General features: G+C 58.0%; 14 protein-coding genes. 5 read left to right on the top strand and 9 right to left on the bottom strand.

Annotated features, from left to right (window positions below; translation table 11 throughout):
• Position 1: 1 nt before the first annotated feature.
• Both ACR0AP_RS10555 and lpdA read left to right on the top strand, forming a co-directional pair.
• Positions 2 to 271: a hypothetical protein gene (locus tag ACR0AP_RS10555; protein ID WP_480483134.1), complete on the top strand. Its 270-nt coding sequence runs from the start codon at positions 2 to 4 to the stop codon at positions 269 to 271.
• A gap of 72 nt (positions 272 to 343) precedes the next feature.
• Positions 344 to 1,732 (top strand): dihydrolipoyl dehydrogenase, encoded by a 1,389-nt coding sequence (lpdA, locus tag ACR0AP_RS10550; RefSeq protein WP_480506726.1) that lies wholly within the window; start codon positions 344 to 346, stop codon positions 1,730 to 1,732.
• Positions 1,733 to 1,753: 21 nt separating this feature from the next.
• Here lpdA and ACR0AP_RS10545 read toward each other — a convergent pair whose 3' ends face one another.
• Entirely contained in the window at positions 1,754 to 2,332 is a 579-nt protein-coding gene (locus ACR0AP_RS10545; RefSeq protein ID WP_480506724.1) for a TetR/AcrR family transcriptional regulator, read from the bottom strand.
• 102 nt (positions 2,333 to 2,434) lie between these two features.
• Here ACR0AP_RS10545 and ACR0AP_RS10540 point away from each other — a divergent pair, with 102 nt between their 5' ends.
• Positions 2,435 to 3,028, top strand: coding sequence for an NAD(P)H-dependent oxidoreductase (locus ACR0AP_RS10540; RefSeq protein WP_480483129.1), 594 nt, complete (start codon positions 2,435 to 2,437; stop codon positions 3,026 to 3,028).
• A 19-nt stretch (positions 3,029 to 3,047) separates the two neighbouring features.
• Here the strand turns inward: ACR0AP_RS10540 and ACR0AP_RS10535 are convergent, their stop codons facing one another.
• Genes ACR0AP_RS10535 through ACR0AP_RS10520 form a run of 4 tightly spaced genes read right to left on the bottom strand, consistent with a single transcriptional unit; the run spans position 3,048 to position 5,953 of the window.
• Positions 3,048 to 3,653 (bottom strand): pyridoxamine 5'-phosphate oxidase family protein, encoded by a 606-nt coding sequence (locus tag ACR0AP_RS10535; RefSeq protein ID WP_480483127.1) that lies wholly within the window; start codon positions 3,651 to 3,653, stop codon positions 3,048 to 3,050.
• Positions 3,640 to 4,380, bottom strand: coding sequence for a lysophospholipid acyltransferase family protein (locus tag ACR0AP_RS10530; RefSeq protein WP_480506722.1), 741 nt, complete (start codon positions 4,378 to 4,380; stop codon positions 3,640 to 3,642). Before ACR0AP_RS10530 ends, ACR0AP_RS10535 begins: the two co-directional genes overlap by 14 nt.
• Entirely contained in the window at positions 4,380 to 5,279 is a 900-nt protein-coding gene (locus tag ACR0AP_RS10525; protein WP_480506720.1) for a cell division protein FtsX, read from the bottom strand. Before ACR0AP_RS10525 ends, ACR0AP_RS10530 begins: the two co-directional genes overlap by 1 nt.
• Complete coding sequence (locus ACR0AP_RS10520; protein ID WP_209506709.1) at positions 5,276 to 5,953, bottom strand: cell division ATP-binding protein FtsE; 678 nt, start codon at positions 5,951 to 5,953, stop codon at positions 5,276 to 5,278. Before ACR0AP_RS10520 ends, ACR0AP_RS10525 begins: the two co-directional genes overlap by 4 nt.
• A 182-nt stretch (positions 5,954 to 6,135) precedes the next feature.
• Here ACR0AP_RS10520 and ACR0AP_RS10515 point away from each other — a divergent pair, with 182 nt between their 5' ends.
• Positions 6,136 to 6,858 (top strand): zinc-ribbon domain-containing protein, encoded by a 723-nt coding sequence (locus ACR0AP_RS10515; protein WP_480506718.1) that lies wholly within the window; start codon positions 6,136 to 6,138, stop codon positions 6,856 to 6,858.
• A 3-nt stretch (positions 6,859 to 6,861) separates the two neighbouring features.
• Here the strand turns inward: ACR0AP_RS10515 and ACR0AP_RS10510 are convergent, their stop codons facing one another.
• The 4 genes from ACR0AP_RS10510 to argH form a co-directional block, all read right to left on the bottom strand.
• Positions 6,862 to 9,345 carry a TIGR02302 family protein gene (locus tag ACR0AP_RS10510; RefSeq protein WP_480506821.1) on the bottom strand — a complete coding sequence of 828 codons (2,484 nt, stop codon included), beginning with the start codon at positions 9,343 to 9,345 and terminating at the stop codon, positions 6,862 to 6,864.
• Positions 9,346 to 9,441: 96 nt separating this feature from the next.
• Positions 9,442 to 10,707, bottom strand: a complete 1,266-nt coding sequence (gene lysA / locus ACR0AP_RS10505; RefSeq protein WP_480506716.1) for a diaminopimelate decarboxylase — start codon at positions 10,705 to 10,707, stop codon at positions 9,442 to 9,444.
• Positions 10,708 to 11,011: 304 nt separating this feature from the next.
• A complete protein-coding gene (locus ACR0AP_RS10500; protein WP_480486634.1) occupies positions 11,012 to 11,212 on the bottom strand; it encodes an argininosuccinate lyase in 201 nt (66 codons plus the stop codon).
• The gene (gene argH, locus ACR0AP_RS10495) at positions 11,209 to 12,597 is read right to left on the bottom strand and encodes an argininosuccinate lyase (protein WP_480486632.1); all 1,389 of its coding nucleotides are present in this window, start codon (positions 12,595 to 12,597) and stop codon (positions 11,209 to 11,211) included. The genes ACR0AP_RS10500 and argH overlap by 4 nt, the downstream gene beginning before the upstream one ends.
• Positions 12,598 to 12,618: 21 nt before the next feature.
• Here argH and ACR0AP_RS10490 point away from each other — a divergent pair, with 21 nt between their 5' ends.
• Positions 12,619 to 13,185 (top strand): TlpA disulfide reductase family protein, encoded by a 567-nt coding sequence (locus tag ACR0AP_RS10490; RefSeq protein WP_480506714.1) that lies wholly within the window; start codon positions 12,619 to 12,621, stop codon positions 13,183 to 13,185.
• Positions 13,186 to 13,340 lie beyond the last annotated feature (155 nt).

The following is a 13,340-nucleotide window of genomic DNA, read 5'->3' as shown; positions in this document are numbered from 1 at the left end:
CATGGCAACGCATGTACTTTGGCAAGCCGACGTGGCCGATTTCAACGCTTGGCTGAAAGTGTTCCGCGAGGACAAACCGATGCGCAAGGCCGCGGGTATCCGCGACCTGCACGTCTGGCGCGACCCCGACCAAAAAGACCACGCCATCGCGATGTTCGAGGTTACAAACCTGGACAAGGCCAAAGCCTTCTTTGGTTCGGAAGAATTGGCGATGCATCACGAGCGGGGCGGAATTGCCCATATCTCGATCAAGCTGCTGGAACCTGTTTGACAATGACTATTTCCGACCCGCCAAATCGGGTCGGGGAAGCGCCGGTGCGTCCGGTCGATTTAGGAGAATGTAATGGCAAATTATGACGTCATCGTAATCGGCGCCGGACCCGGCGGCTATGTCTGCGCGATCCGCTGCGCTCAACTGGGTTTGAAAACCGCCGTGGTCGAAGGGCGCGAAACACTGGGCGGTACTTGCCTGAACGTGGGCTGCATTCCCTCCAAGGCGCTGCTGCATGCCAGCCATCAGCTGCACGAGGCCGAGCATAACTTTGCCAAGATGGGCCTGAAGGGCAAAGCGCCTTCAGTCGATTGGAAGCAGATGCAGGCCTACAAGGACGAGGTCATCGACAGCAACACCAAAGGCATCGAGTTCCTGTTCAAGAAGAACAAGATCGACTGGCTGAAAGGCTGGGGCTCGATCCCTGCGGCCGGCAAAGTTCAGGTCGGCGATGAAATCCATGAAACCAAGAACATCATCATTGCGTCAGGCTCCGAACCGTCCTCGCTGCCCGGTGTTGAAGTTGATGAGAAGGTTGTCGTGACTTCAACCGGTGCTTTGTCGCTGAACAAGGTCCCGAAGAAAATGGTTGTGATCGGCGCGGGTGTGATCGGGCTGGAACTGGGATCGGTTTACAGCCGCCTGGGCGCTGAAGTTACCGTGATCGAGTTCCTCAAGGAGATCACGCCGGGCATGGACCCTGAGGTGCAAAAAACCTTCCAGCGCATTCTCAAAAAACAGGGCCTGACCTTTATCATGGGTGCAGCGGTGCAGAAAACCGAAGCGACCAAGACCAAGGCCAAAGTTACCTACAAGCTGCTCAAAGACGACAGTGAACATGTGATCGACGCCGACACTGTGCTGGTTGCCACAGGCCGCAAACCCTATTCGGATGGTCTGGGGCTGGACGCTTTGGGCGTCGAGATGACCCAACGTGGTCAGATCAAGGTTGGTGCCGACTGGCAGACCAACGTGCCGGGCATCTATGCAATTGGCGACGTGACCGAAGGCCCGATGCTGGCACACAAGGCCGAAGACGAAGGAATGGCCGCTGCCGAACAGGTTGCAGGCAAGCACGGTCATGTGAACTACGGCGTGATTCCGGGCGTGATCTACACCTGGCCAGAAGTCGCGAATGTCGGTGAAACCGAAGCGACGCTCAAGGAACAGGGTCGTGCCTATAAGGTCGGTAAGTTCATGTTCATGGGCAATGGGCGTGCCAAGGCGAATTTTGCGGCAGACGGGTTCGTCAAGATTCTGGCCGACAAGGAAACTGATCGCATTCTGGGTGCCCATATCATCGGCCCCGGCGCGGGTGATCTGATCCACGAGGTCTGTGTGGCAATGGAATTCGGTGCTTCTGCCGAGGACCTGGCGCTCACCTGCCACGCGCATCCGACGTATTCCGAAGCGGTGCGCGAGGCTGCCCTGGCCTGCGGGGACGGCCCGATCCACAGCTGACAACCTTGACCCTGGCAGCGATCAGCCTGCCGGGGTCAACCACGCATCCAGATATGTTTCCAGCCTGTCTGTGAACGTTGTCGCTGAATGCAACGCACAATACTGTAAGGACATGGCCTGAATGGCAAAGGCCTGCACGCCTTCTGCCAACAGCTCGGATGGTACATCCTTGCGTACCTCTGCGGTTTCAAGCCACATCATCACGACCCGAAAATATCGTTCAAAACAATAGGCAATCGGCCCAATATCTGCGATGGCCGTTGCCCCCGAGTATCTGATCAACAGATCGAACACGTACCGTTCGGATGTCATGAATTCGTGGACCGGTTCCAGCGATGCGATGATCTCTGGTACCGTTTTGGGTGGAGTTTCGGATTGGGCCTGATCCAGACAGGCATTCAGCTTGTCCGCGATCAGGATTTCCATCAGTGCGTCCTTGTCGCGGAAATGCGCGAAGAAGGTCCCCTTGGCAACTCCCGCGGCCTTTACAACTTCTTCCACCCGCAATGCTTCATATCCGCCATGTCGGATAACCTCTTCCGCAGCTGATAGAAGCTTGGCGCGGGTCTTGATCGTACGTTTCTGGATCGTTTTTTGCATACCGCTCAGTCGCACATTTTTTGACCGTGGTCAAATTTTATATTGACCGTGGTCATTTTTTGATTCTATAAACTGACCACGGTCATTTTCAGGAGAACCCCAATGCACCCCAAGAAAATCCTCATCCTCGATGGACATCCGGCAGAAAGCAGCTTGTCACGCACATTCGCAGAAACCTATGGCGAGGCAGCCCGCAAAAACGGACATGATGTCCGAATAGTCCATCTGAGCGACTTGCAATTCGATTTTGATTTCGGTCAGGGCAACTATCACGACTTCAAGCCGCTTGAACCGGTTCTGGAACACGTGTTGCAGGACTTCGAATGGAGCGACCATCTGGTCCTGACCACACCTATGTGGTGGGGCGGGCTGCCTGCAAAACTCAAGGGATTGATTGACCGGATGTTCATACCGGGGCGGACATTCGACACCCGCAACACGACGATGGCTGGCCTGCCAGCCCCGATGCTGACCGGACGCACGGCACGCGTTATCCTGACCTCAGATACGCCGGGCTGGTTCATGCGCCTGATGTACAGGCAAGCGCTTATTCGACAGGTTCGGGGCCAGATCCTCGGTTTTGTTGGCTTCAAACCAACGCGATTCACTTACTTTGCAGGCGCAAGCTATCCCAAACCGGGCAGCGTTGATCGCTGGATCAAAAAAGTGTCCAGAATCGGAGCCGCCGCAGCTTGACTGAACAACCGTCCGCTACCTACCACATTGTCTTGGCGGCGCGTGCAGCCCAGTCTTTGTCATATTGCGCGCCGCCCTCTTCACCCTCTGACGCCTCCGACAAAAGCTGCCCAATCGTCGGAAGGTCCTTGCTTTCGTCGCCACAAGTCCAAGTGCGGGCGCGCATCAGTGCACGCGCGCACTGACTGTAAATCTCGTCAATCTGCACAACGATAACCGTCGCCGGAACCTTGCCAGCCTTTTCGAACTGGTTGCGCAATGCCGCGTCTGCGGTCAATCGGGCTGTTCCGTTTACCCGAACGACATTGTCAGAACCCGGCACAAAGAACATCAGCGAAACGCGCGGGTCCCGAACAATGTTGCGCAAGCTGTCCAGGCGGTTGTTTCCCCGCCAGTCAGGCAACGCCAGCGTTTTTGGGTTTAACTCACGCACAACAGCACCGTCGTCCCCACGTGGGCTTCCGTCCACACCCTCGGGACCAACTGTACTGAGAACACAAAGGCGCGCGGCTTCAATCCACTTGCGATAGAGCGGAGTTAAGTGTCGAACGACCTTTCGCAACGAAGCAGCACCCGGCGTTCCGTACAACGCCTCGAGATCTTCTACTTTTTCAATGAATTCCATCAGGATCAAACCCCACTTCGCGCATCAATTCGTTCGAACGTGTTTCGATCACTTCCTCCAACCGCGCGAGGAACTCATCGCGGGCAACACCCGGTTTGATCGGCTCCAGAAAATCTACAATGGCAAGGCCGGGTTTACGCATCACGCCTGTGCGGGGCCAGAACACGCCAGCATTCGTCGCAACCGGAACGCATGGAAAACCGAGGCCTTCATACAGGATCGCTGTACCAACCTTGTAGGGTTTCTTTGCACCCGGCGCCACACGCGTGCCCTGCGGATAGATCACCAGCTGTCCGGGTTCGGAAAACTCTTTTGAGACGTCCTTGACCATTTTTGCCACAGCCGCACCGCGCTTGCCGCGATTGACCGGGATACAACCAAGGCGTCGTGCATACATGCCAATGACAGGTGTGAACAACAGCTCGCGCTTCATGATAAATTTGCCGTGCGGAATGGCGTCGAAAATCATGATGATATCAAGGAACGACTGATGTTTGGCCCCGATGACCACTTCATTCGTTGGGGCATTGCCCCGCACCTCGCAGCGGATACCAACCATCCACCGTGCCAGCCACATGGTGCTTTTGGCGTAGGTTTTGCACGCTTTCAGCGCACCGTTTTTAGAAAACAGCGCATAAGGCAGAAACGCGATGCCAAGGATCAGCATCCAGGCATAGATCACAATCATGAAGATGAGGGAACGAACCCACTGAATTGCCGTCAACATCAGGAAAGCTCCTTCAACTTGCGTCGGGCCGCGGCCCATGTGGCAACAAAGGCAACGGCTGCCCCAAGGACGGGGATAAGAACCGGCAATACCCAGTCTTTGCCCTGAAATCCAACTCCGGTCAGAAATCCGCCCGCGTCCGAAGCTTCGGGCAAAAGCAAGACACCTGTCATTCCCAGCAGGGTCCCAACCGAGGCGCCGAAAAACGCGCGATAGGTAAACCGCCGTACAAAAGCACCTGCGATGAAACCATCCTGTGCGCCAACCAATCGCAGGACCTCGATAATCTGCGCATTGGCCGCAAGTGATGCGTTGGCCGCAAGGGTAATCATCGCAGCGGTCGCGCCACCGATCAGCAGGATAGAGATCCACCCCAAACGACGCAGGGACATCGCAGCATCAACCAGCGGTTCGCGCCATCGCGTATGATCATCCAGAACCGCGCCGGGTACCTCGGCCCCCAATCGCAATCGCAGCCCGAGCGCATCCAGTCCCGGTTCGCCCTCGATGATCTCGATCAGCTGCGGGATTGGCAAAGTATCCAACGGCAGGTCCGGCCCGAACCATGGTGCCAGCAACGCGGCTTGTTCATCTGCGCTAAGCGAACGGGCGGATGCGACACCGGGTGTCTGGCTGAGGACGGTCAATGCCGCTTCTGTCTGGGCAGCAAGCTGCTCGGCCGGTGCGTTGATGCGTAAGGTTGCAGCGCCCGCCAGTTCCGAGGCCCACCGATCCGCGATGCGGCCAGAGGCGAGGGACAAAGCCAAAGCAAAAACAGCAAGAAATGCCATAGCACCAGCGACAAACAGCGTCAGATGCGCGGTGTAGCCGGTTGGCGGAACAACACGGTCAGCACGGGTATCGCCGCGCAGCAAGTTTCGGATATCAGCCCCAGTCACAGGTCTGCCCCCGCCAGATGCAGCTTTCGCTGCGAAATCCGCAAAACACGTGCCTGAACATGACTTTTTGCCGCGCGGATCAGGCTCAGGTCATGGGTGGCAATCAGAACGGTCTTTCCCATACGGTTCAGCTCGACCAGCAGGTGCAACAAACGTTGCGACATCTCCCAATCTACATTGCCGGTGGGTTCATCCGCCAATATGACATCAGGCGACAGGATGACAGCGCGCGCCAGAGCCGCCCGTTGACGTTCACCGCCGGATAATTCCGGTGGCCGCGCTTCGAGACGTGCACCAAGCCCCACCCAGCTGAGCAGTTCGGTCAAATTGTCTTGCCCAGACGACTCCCCGCGCCCGGAGACCATCAGTGGCAAGGCGACATTCTCGGCAAGCGTCATATGGTCAAGGAACTGGCAATCCTGATGAACAACGCCGACGCGTCGGCGGAGCACGGCCAGCTGATCCCGATCAAGGGCCGAGATATCTTGATCAAATACGCTAAGACGTCCAGAGGTTGGTAACAGTGCCCCGTAACACAGCTTGAGCAATGTCGTCTTTCCCGCTCCTGACGGACCGGTCAGAAAGTGGAACGACCCCGGCTGTAGTTGAACCGAGACATCGCTCAGCAACTCGCCGCCACCGTAGGTATAGCTGACATTTTCCAGCTCGATCACACGTGCCCCCAATATTTTGCCGCTCTTCTTGCCCGAGCAGGGCGACGGTTTCAATGGCTCTACCGAGTCCAATTGGTGACACTTGACCTATGAAACCGAAAACGCCCTTTGCTGTTGGGTCTTAACGGAATATCATCCCTGAAAAAACTATTATCGGCCCTTCATCCGGCCGAGGAGGCAGTATGCGTCTTACATGTCCGAATTGCACTGCGCAGTACGAAGTTCCTGACGAGGTCATCCCCGAGGAAGGCCGCGACGTGCAGTGTTCGAACTGCGATCAGACTTGGTTTCAGGCCAAGCATCCATCCGAGCAGACGGATGAACCGAACGCGCCCGAGGACAAGCCTGTTGAGGCAGATACATCGGACACCGAGGTCGAGGCCCAGAAGGACGCCGAGCCCGCAGAAAAAACAGCGCCAGAGGTTGAAAAACCTGCGGCATCCACAGGAAATGTCGCCCCATCAGTTGCCAGCATCCTGAAAGAAGAAGCCGCACGAGAAGCGGAGTTGCGTGCGCAGGAAGGCGGTGGTCTGGAAAGCCAGCCCGATCTGGGCCTGGAAGCCCCGCCAGAGCCAAAGGTCAGGCCCAAACGCCCTGCAACTTCGGAAACCGCTGTAGATGCCGGGCAAAAGGATGCACTGCCGGATGTCGATGCCATCAACTCGAGCATGCGCTCCGACCCGGCGGAAGATGAGGCGCAAGCGCCCGGCAAGTCCGGTGGGTTCTTGCGCGGTTTTGCGCTGATGCTGATCATCGGCGTGGTCCTGTACCTGATCTACGGGAATGCCCGCCAGATCAGCGAGGCTGTACCACAGGCCGATCCGCTGCTCAGCTCATATGTGTCGCTGGTGGATCAGGCGCGAATCTGGCTCGAAACTCAGGCAGGATCCGGTGCGCAGAACTGAGGGCTAGAACCGTTCCAGCAACCGCTTGAGGTATTCCAGCTCGATCTGGGGACGGTTTGTTTCACCGGTCCGGCGGCGGATTTCATCCAGCAACTCGCGCGCACGGCGATAAACGTCTTCGCCCTGCAACAGGTTTTCATCGGTTGAAATCGAACCCGCAGCGCCTGGGTTTCGGCCCAGCGGATCGCGGTTGTTGGCCTGCATATCGCCGTCCTGCGTTCCCTGCCCCGGTTGGTTCTGCTGTTCCTGCGCCATGGCTTCACCCAGCGACCGCATCCCTTCGCGCAGAGCTTCCATCGCTTCGGACTGGCGGTCGATAGCTTCGGCGAGATCATCGCCACGCAGGGCCTGCTCGGCCTCGTCCATGGCGCGCCCGGCCCGATCCAACGCCTCGCGTGCGGCGTCACCTTCGGGCGTGCCGGCACCGGGCAATCCCTGTTGCTGGCGGCTCAGTTCATCTCTCAGCGCTTGCTGCCGATCCGCAAGTGAGCCTTGACCCTGCTGGCCTTCGCCAGCCTGATCCGAGCCTTCGCCCTGACCGCCCTGACCTTCGTGGCTTTGCCCCCGACCTTGCCCGCCGTTGCGGCCTTCGTTCCCTTGGCTTTCACCTGATTGCGCGCCTGGGTTGAACTGTTCCTGCAAATCACGAAAGGCCTGATCGCTAAGACCCTGCTGTTCGCGCAGGGTTTCGGCGAGACCTTCCATGGCCTGCTGGCCTTCGGATTGCTGCCCTTGGCCCTGACCCTGAGTTACACGCATGTTCTCCATCATCTGCTGGAATTCTTCCAACGCCTGCTGGGCTTCGGCCATGCGGCCTTGTTCCATCAGTTCCTGAATGCGGTCCATCATGCGCTGCAGGTCATCCTGCGTCATTTGCAAAGAATCACCATTCTGGCCGGGCTGACGTTCGCCGTCTTCGCCATCTTGCTGTGCAAGGCGTTGTAGTTGCTGAAGGTAATCTTGCGTCGCCTCGCGCAACTCCTGCATCAGTTCGGCTATTTCTTCATCGCTGGCCCCGTTCTTCATCGCTTCGGTCAGACGTTCCTGCGCGCGGCGCATCCGTTCCAATGCATCCGCCAGCGTCCCGTCCTCGATCAGCACGGCAAGGTCCCACAGGGCCTGCGCAATCTCTTCCTGTTGTTTGGGCTTCAACCCGTATCGGTGAAACGTTTCCAATCGCCGCAGCACAACCCGCAGGCGCAGATAGGCTGTGTCAGAGCGAAACAAATCCTCGGGGCGGTGCGACACAGCCCTCAGGACCTGCGAGACACGAGGTGCATTTGATCGCGACCAAAGCAGATCGCGCCTCTGTTCAATCACGGCTGCCGCCAGCGGATCAAAGAAGCGCCGGGCTGGCAATGCTGTCGCATAGGGATCCGAAGACGTTTGCTGATCCGCTGCATCCGTCGCCATCAAGGTTATTCTGACCGGCAGATGCGCCCACGGATGCTGCGAGAAATCCTCGATCAGGTCTTCGGTAAAGTCCGCCCTGTCACCGGTGATCGGCATAGGTAATTCGATTTCGATCACCTCGCGCGGCTCTGGCTCGGCCGCCAGTCCGTACCGACGGTCAATCGCCGCCAGATCCAGCTCGATCCGGGCCAGACCCGAGACCACTCCGTAATCGTCGCTGGCGGAAAATGGCAGCTTCATCTGCCCGCCCGCTTCAGACTTGGCGGTACCGGAAACTTCGATCTTCGGAGCCACGTCATCAATGACCTGCACCGACCACTCCCGCCCCGCCGGTCCATCAATGCGAAACTGACCCGAGCGTTCGGCGACAAACTCCTGTTCCGGGTCTGTTGCCGCCTCGGTTCCGCTAGCAGAACTGCTCTCGGACAGACTGTGTGCGCCAACTTCACCATAAAGTCGCAAGGTGATGCGACTGCCCTTGGGAACAGAAAGCGCCGCGCCTGTCTGATCAGCAAGATATAAGGTCGGTAAACCTGTGTATCTGGGGGGTTCTACCCATCCTTCCCAAGTTGGGCCCTGTCCAGCGACGGCTGTGCCCGGGGCCATGTCCGCCACTGAACCCACGCGCCACAATGAACCAAAGATCAGCGCCACAACAAATGCCAGCAGAGCGGCATAGCGCAGCGCATACGGATCACGCGACGCAAGCCGAAGATCAGGTTTCACGGCCTCAGCAGTGGCCGCACGCTGTGCCATGCGTTCCTTGTGCGCCTGCCACAAGGCAACCGAGTCCCCATCATTGGCACCGATTGCCTGCTCATCCAGCAAAGCCTGAATCGGCCGGCCAGGCAGAGCCTCATCCAGCCGCGCCAGCGCATCAGCGCGGGATGGCAGTTTGAATTTCGTGACACCCCGGACGGATGCCACACCAAAAGAAATCAACGACAGCGCACCAGCACCCCAGACGATTTCAACGGGCAGATGATCCTGCAACCCCAGAATCAGAGCGGCGAGCAAAGCCAGAACAATCGAGAACGCAGGCCAGAACGCGCGCAGCACCTGTTCAGCCACCATGCCGAGATGGGTTAGCCACAGGGACAGGCGCGGAATGGGCAGGTTCGTTCTGTTGGTCAAGACGGGCCTCCGGGACGGGCCCGCGCGGTTATCGCGTCAAAGCCACGATGGTATGGTATCGCGGTTTATGATTTCGTCAAAGCTTGGCCGTTCACGAATGACTGCAAATTGATCGCCATTCACCAGAACTTCAGGGATCAACGGACGGGTATTGTATTCGCTGGACATCACCGCACCGTATGCACCCGCGCTGCGAAATGCGACCAGATCACCCGATTTCAACGGTGGCATATTGCGCTGCTTGGCAAAGGTATCCCCGGATTCGCAGACCGGGCCTACGATGTCATAGGCTTGCTGTTCCACGCCAGCCGCCGGTTCCTGCACCGCTATGATATCGTGGTACGCTTCGTACATTGCAGGCCGGATCAGGTCATTCATCGCCCCATCAAGGATCAAAAAGTCGCGACCTTCGCCTGATTTCACATAGATGACCTTGCTGACCATGATCCCGGCATTGCCCGCGATCAGGCGGCCCGGCTCAATCTCGATCTCACAACCCAGATGGCCCAGTGTTTTCTTGACCAGCGCACCATATTCAATCGGCAAGGGCGGTGCGTCGTTCGACCGGGTGTATGGAATGCCCAAACCACCGCCCAGGTCGAGGCGCCTAATGTTGTGACCTTCAGAGCGGAGGCGCTCGGTCAACTCGGCCACCTTTGTGTAGGCCAGCTCATACGGTTCAAGTTCGGTCAATTGCGAACCAATATGAACGTCGATGCCGATCACCTCCAACCCCGGCAGGCTGGCGGCGTGGGCGTAAACTTCCGAGGCACGGGCAATCGGAATGCCAAACTTGTTCTCGGACTTGCCCGTGGCAATCTTGGCATGCGTCCTGGCATCAACATCCGGGTTCACCCTGACGGTAATCGGCGCGATCACGCCAAGCTCAAGCGCAATGGCGTTGATCACTTCCATTTCGGGCTCGGATTCGACATTGAACTGGCGAATGCCGCCGCTCAGCGCCATGCGTATCTCGTCCGCTGTTTTCCCCACACCTGAGAACACGATATTGTCACCGGGAACACCAGCCGCCTTCGCACGCAGATATTCTCCGCCCGAGACCACGTCCATCCCCGCACCTGCTTGGGCCAATGTCTTAAGGATCGCCTGATTGCTGGCCGCCTTCATCGCGTAGCAGACCAGATGATCGGTGCCGTCCAACGCGTCATCGAACAGCTTGAAATGCCGCAGCAATGTAGCCGTGGAATAGACGTAGAACGGTGTTCCAACCGCGGCTGCGATTTCGGAGACGGGGACATCCTCGGCGTAAAGCGCGCCGTCGCGGTACAAAAAGTGATCCATGCTTGCGCGCTTAGACCATAAAAGGACTTCGGATCAATGGATTCTGTATCCTTAGTCCCGGTTTAGTTTTGCGTTGAAACACCAACTCGGCCATAGCCCGAGATTGAAATGCCGGTGCCCGATTGTTTTGGTTCGGCCGCAGGTTCCGGACGTCGCGCTGACGAAGGCTCGCAAGCCGCCAAAACAGCAAGAGCACAAACCAATCCCAGAATTTTCATTTCAATACCATTTCTTTGTGTGACAGGTAATCGATACGTGGACCCAACATGAGGTGCCGGGACCATGGGCGCAACATTCAAAAGGATCAGAATCCAAGATAAATGCCCAGCGGTCCGCGGCTTAGGCCGACACCCCCGCCAACATACGCGCCGCTTGATCCAACCCCAATGGTGGCACTGACCGTGGGTTGAGGGGCAGTTGGTTGATCAGGCTCGCCATCAGCCCCGCACCCGGCCAGCACCAGACCGGAAACCGCAATCAGGATCGCACGTAGCGCGGTTGTCATACCATTGCCTTCCATCGTTCGATCTGGGCCCGCACCTGATCGGGGGCGGTACCACCGTAGGACTGCCGCGAGTTTACCGAATTGTCGACGCCAAGGACAGAGTAGACATCATCCGAGATATCACCATGGACCGATTGCATATCATCCAGCGTCAGGTCGGGCAGATCACAATCCTTGCCTTCGGCCATGGCCACCAGTGATCCGGTGACGTGATGCGCATCCCGGAACGGCAGGCCCAGCACCCGCACCAGCCAGTCGGCCAGATCCGTAGCGGTCGAGAAACCCGAGCCGGCGGCGGCGGCAAGGCTGTCGCGGTTGGCGGTCATGTCCTTGACCATCCCTTCCATCGCAGCCAGTGCCAGCATCCAGTTGTCGGCGGCATCAAAGACCTGTTCCTTGTCCTCCTGCATGTCCTTTGAATAGGTCAGCGGCAGGCCCTTCATCACCATCATCAGCGCGGTATTGGCCCCATAGATACGCCCAACCTTGGCGCGGATCAGTTCGGCTGCATCCGGGTTCTTTTTCTGCGGCATGATCGACGAGCCGGTCGAAAACCGGTCGGACAGGGACACGAAACGGAACTGGGCCGACGACCAAATCACCAGCTCCTCGGCAAAGCGCGACAGGTGCACAGCGCAGATCGAGGCGGTCGACAGGAACTCCAGCGCGAAATCGCGGTCGCTGACGGCATCCAGCGAGTTGGCGGCGGGGCGATCAAAGCCCAACGCCTGCGCCGTCATATGGCGATCAATGGGGAAAGATGTACCCGCCAGTGCGGCGGCCCCCAACGGGGATTCGTTCATTCGGGCACGGGCGTCGCGGACTCGGCTCAGGTCGCGGCCGAACATCTCGACATAGGCCATCATGTGGTGGCCCCATGTTACGGGTTGCGCAGTTTGCAGGTGGGTGAAGCCGGGCATGACCCAATCGGCGCCTGCTTCGGCCTGTGCCAAAAGCGCGCGAATCAGAGCCAGCAGACCAGTTTCAGCCGCGTCTAGCTGATCCCGGACCCACAGTTTGAAATCCGTCGCCACCTGATCATTGCGCGAACGCCCTGTGTGCAAACGGCCAGCAGGCTCGCCGATGATCTCTTTCAGCCGCGCCTCGACATTCATGTGTATGTCTTCCAACGCAGTTGAAAACTGAAACGTGCCGCTCTGGATTTCTGACAAAACGGTGAGCAGCCCTTCCCGAATGGCCTGCGCATCACTATCACTTATGACGCCTGTAGCAGCCAACATGGCCGCATGGGCGCGCGAGCCTTCGATGTCCTGGGCTGCCATCCGCTGATCGAACCCGATCGAGGCGTTGATCGCCTCCATGATCGCGTCTGGACCGGCGGCAAAGCGGCCGCCCCACATCTGGTTCGAGGATTGATCGGTCATGTAAGAAAACCCGGAGTTGATATGCGCCTATTTCGTTTGATCCCCCTTTATATGGCCCTTGCGCTAGGTGCAAATGCCGCTTTGGCAACCGATGCCGCGACACTGGGCCCCTTACGGGAAGGCAGTCTGAAGCGCCTAATCCTGCATGAAGAACCCAAACCGGCAAAAGTGATCGAGTTTCAGCTGGAAGATGACGGGGGTGTCGGCACGCTGGCCGATTATGAGGGCAAGTATGTTCTGCTGAACTTCTGGGCCACCTGGTGCGCCCCCTGCCGCAAAGAGATGCCGCAGATCGCCGAATTGCAGGACGAGTTCGGGGGTGACAAGTTCCAGGTTCTGACTCTTGCCACAGGCCGCAACTCGCCAGCTGGGATCAAGAAGTTCTTTGAAGAAAATGGCATATCCAACCTGCCGCGTCATCAGGACCTCAGCTCGGCCGCCGCGCGCGAATTTGGCGTAATTGCGTTGCCCATCACGGTCATTCTGAATCCCGAAGGTCAGGAAATCGCGCGTTTGATCGGCGACGCCGAATGGAATTCGGACAGCGCCAAGGCGATTATCTCGACGCTTGTTGGCGCAGAAAGCTGATGAAATAGCTTGAAAATCAGTGAATCATCCTATCCTCCGGGCATTCAACCCGGAGGATATTTTGGTGAAACCAATTGCAGGAATTGCGGCGATGGCGGGTGTTTTCTAGATGGCCGCCGATGCTGCTACTGCCAAGGATGTAAGCAAGAAGGGCA

The organism is Ruegeria sp. AF7 (assembly GCF_056541885.1).
This window is presented reverse-complemented; position numbering and strand designations above follow the sequence as displayed.

What these genes read in the sequence shown, in the direction of transcription:
- lysA (WP_480506716.1), bottom strand. Translation starts at nt 10,707, where the DNA reads ATGGATCACTTTTTGTACCGCGACGGCGCGCTTTACGCCGAGGATGTC.
- ACR0AP_RS10545 (WP_480506724.1), bottom strand. Translation starts at nt 2,332, where the DNA reads ATGCAAAAAACGATCCAGAAACGTACGATCAAGACCCGCGCCAAGCTT.
- ACR0AP_RS10515 (WP_480506718.1), top strand. Translation starts at nt 6,136, where the DNA reads ATGCGTCTTACATGTCCGAATTGCACTGCGCAGTACGAAGTTCCTGAC.
- ACR0AP_RS10510 (WP_480506821.1), bottom strand. Translation starts at nt 9,345, where the DNA reads ATGGTGGCTGAACAGGTGCTGCGCGCGTTCTGGCCTGCGTTCTCGATT.
- ACR0AP_RS10530 (WP_480506722.1), bottom strand. Translation starts at nt 4,380, where the DNA reads ATGTTGACGGCAATTCAGTGGGTTCGTTCCCTCATCTTCATGATTGTG.
- lpdA (WP_480506726.1), top strand. Translation starts at nt 344, where the DNA reads ATGGCAAATTATGACGTCATCGTAATCGGCGCCGGACCCGGCGGCTAT.
- ACR0AP_RS10490 (WP_480506714.1), top strand. Translation starts at nt 12,619, where the DNA reads ATGCGCCTATTTCGTTTGATCCCCCTTTATATGGCCCTTGCGCTAGGT.
- ACR0AP_RS10500 (WP_480486634.1), bottom strand. Translation starts at nt 11,212, where the DNA reads ATGACAACCGCGCTACGTGCGATCCTGATTGCGGTTTCCGGTCTGGTG.
- ACR0AP_RS10555 (WP_480483134.1), top strand. Translation starts at nt 2, where the DNA reads ATGGCAACGCATGTACTTTGGCAAGCCGACGTGGCCGATTTCAACGCT.
- ACR0AP_RS10535 (WP_480483127.1), bottom strand. Translation starts at nt 3,653, where the DNA reads ATGGAATTCATTGAAAAAGTAGAAGATCTCGAGGCGTTGTACGGAACG.
- ACR0AP_RS10540 (WP_480483129.1), top strand. Translation starts at nt 2,435, where the DNA reads ATGCACCCCAAGAAAATCCTCATCCTCGATGGACATCCGGCAGAAAGC.
- argH (WP_480486632.1), bottom strand. Translation starts at nt 12,597, where the DNA reads ATGACCGATCAATCCTCGAACCAGATGTGGGGCGGCCGCTTTGCCGCC.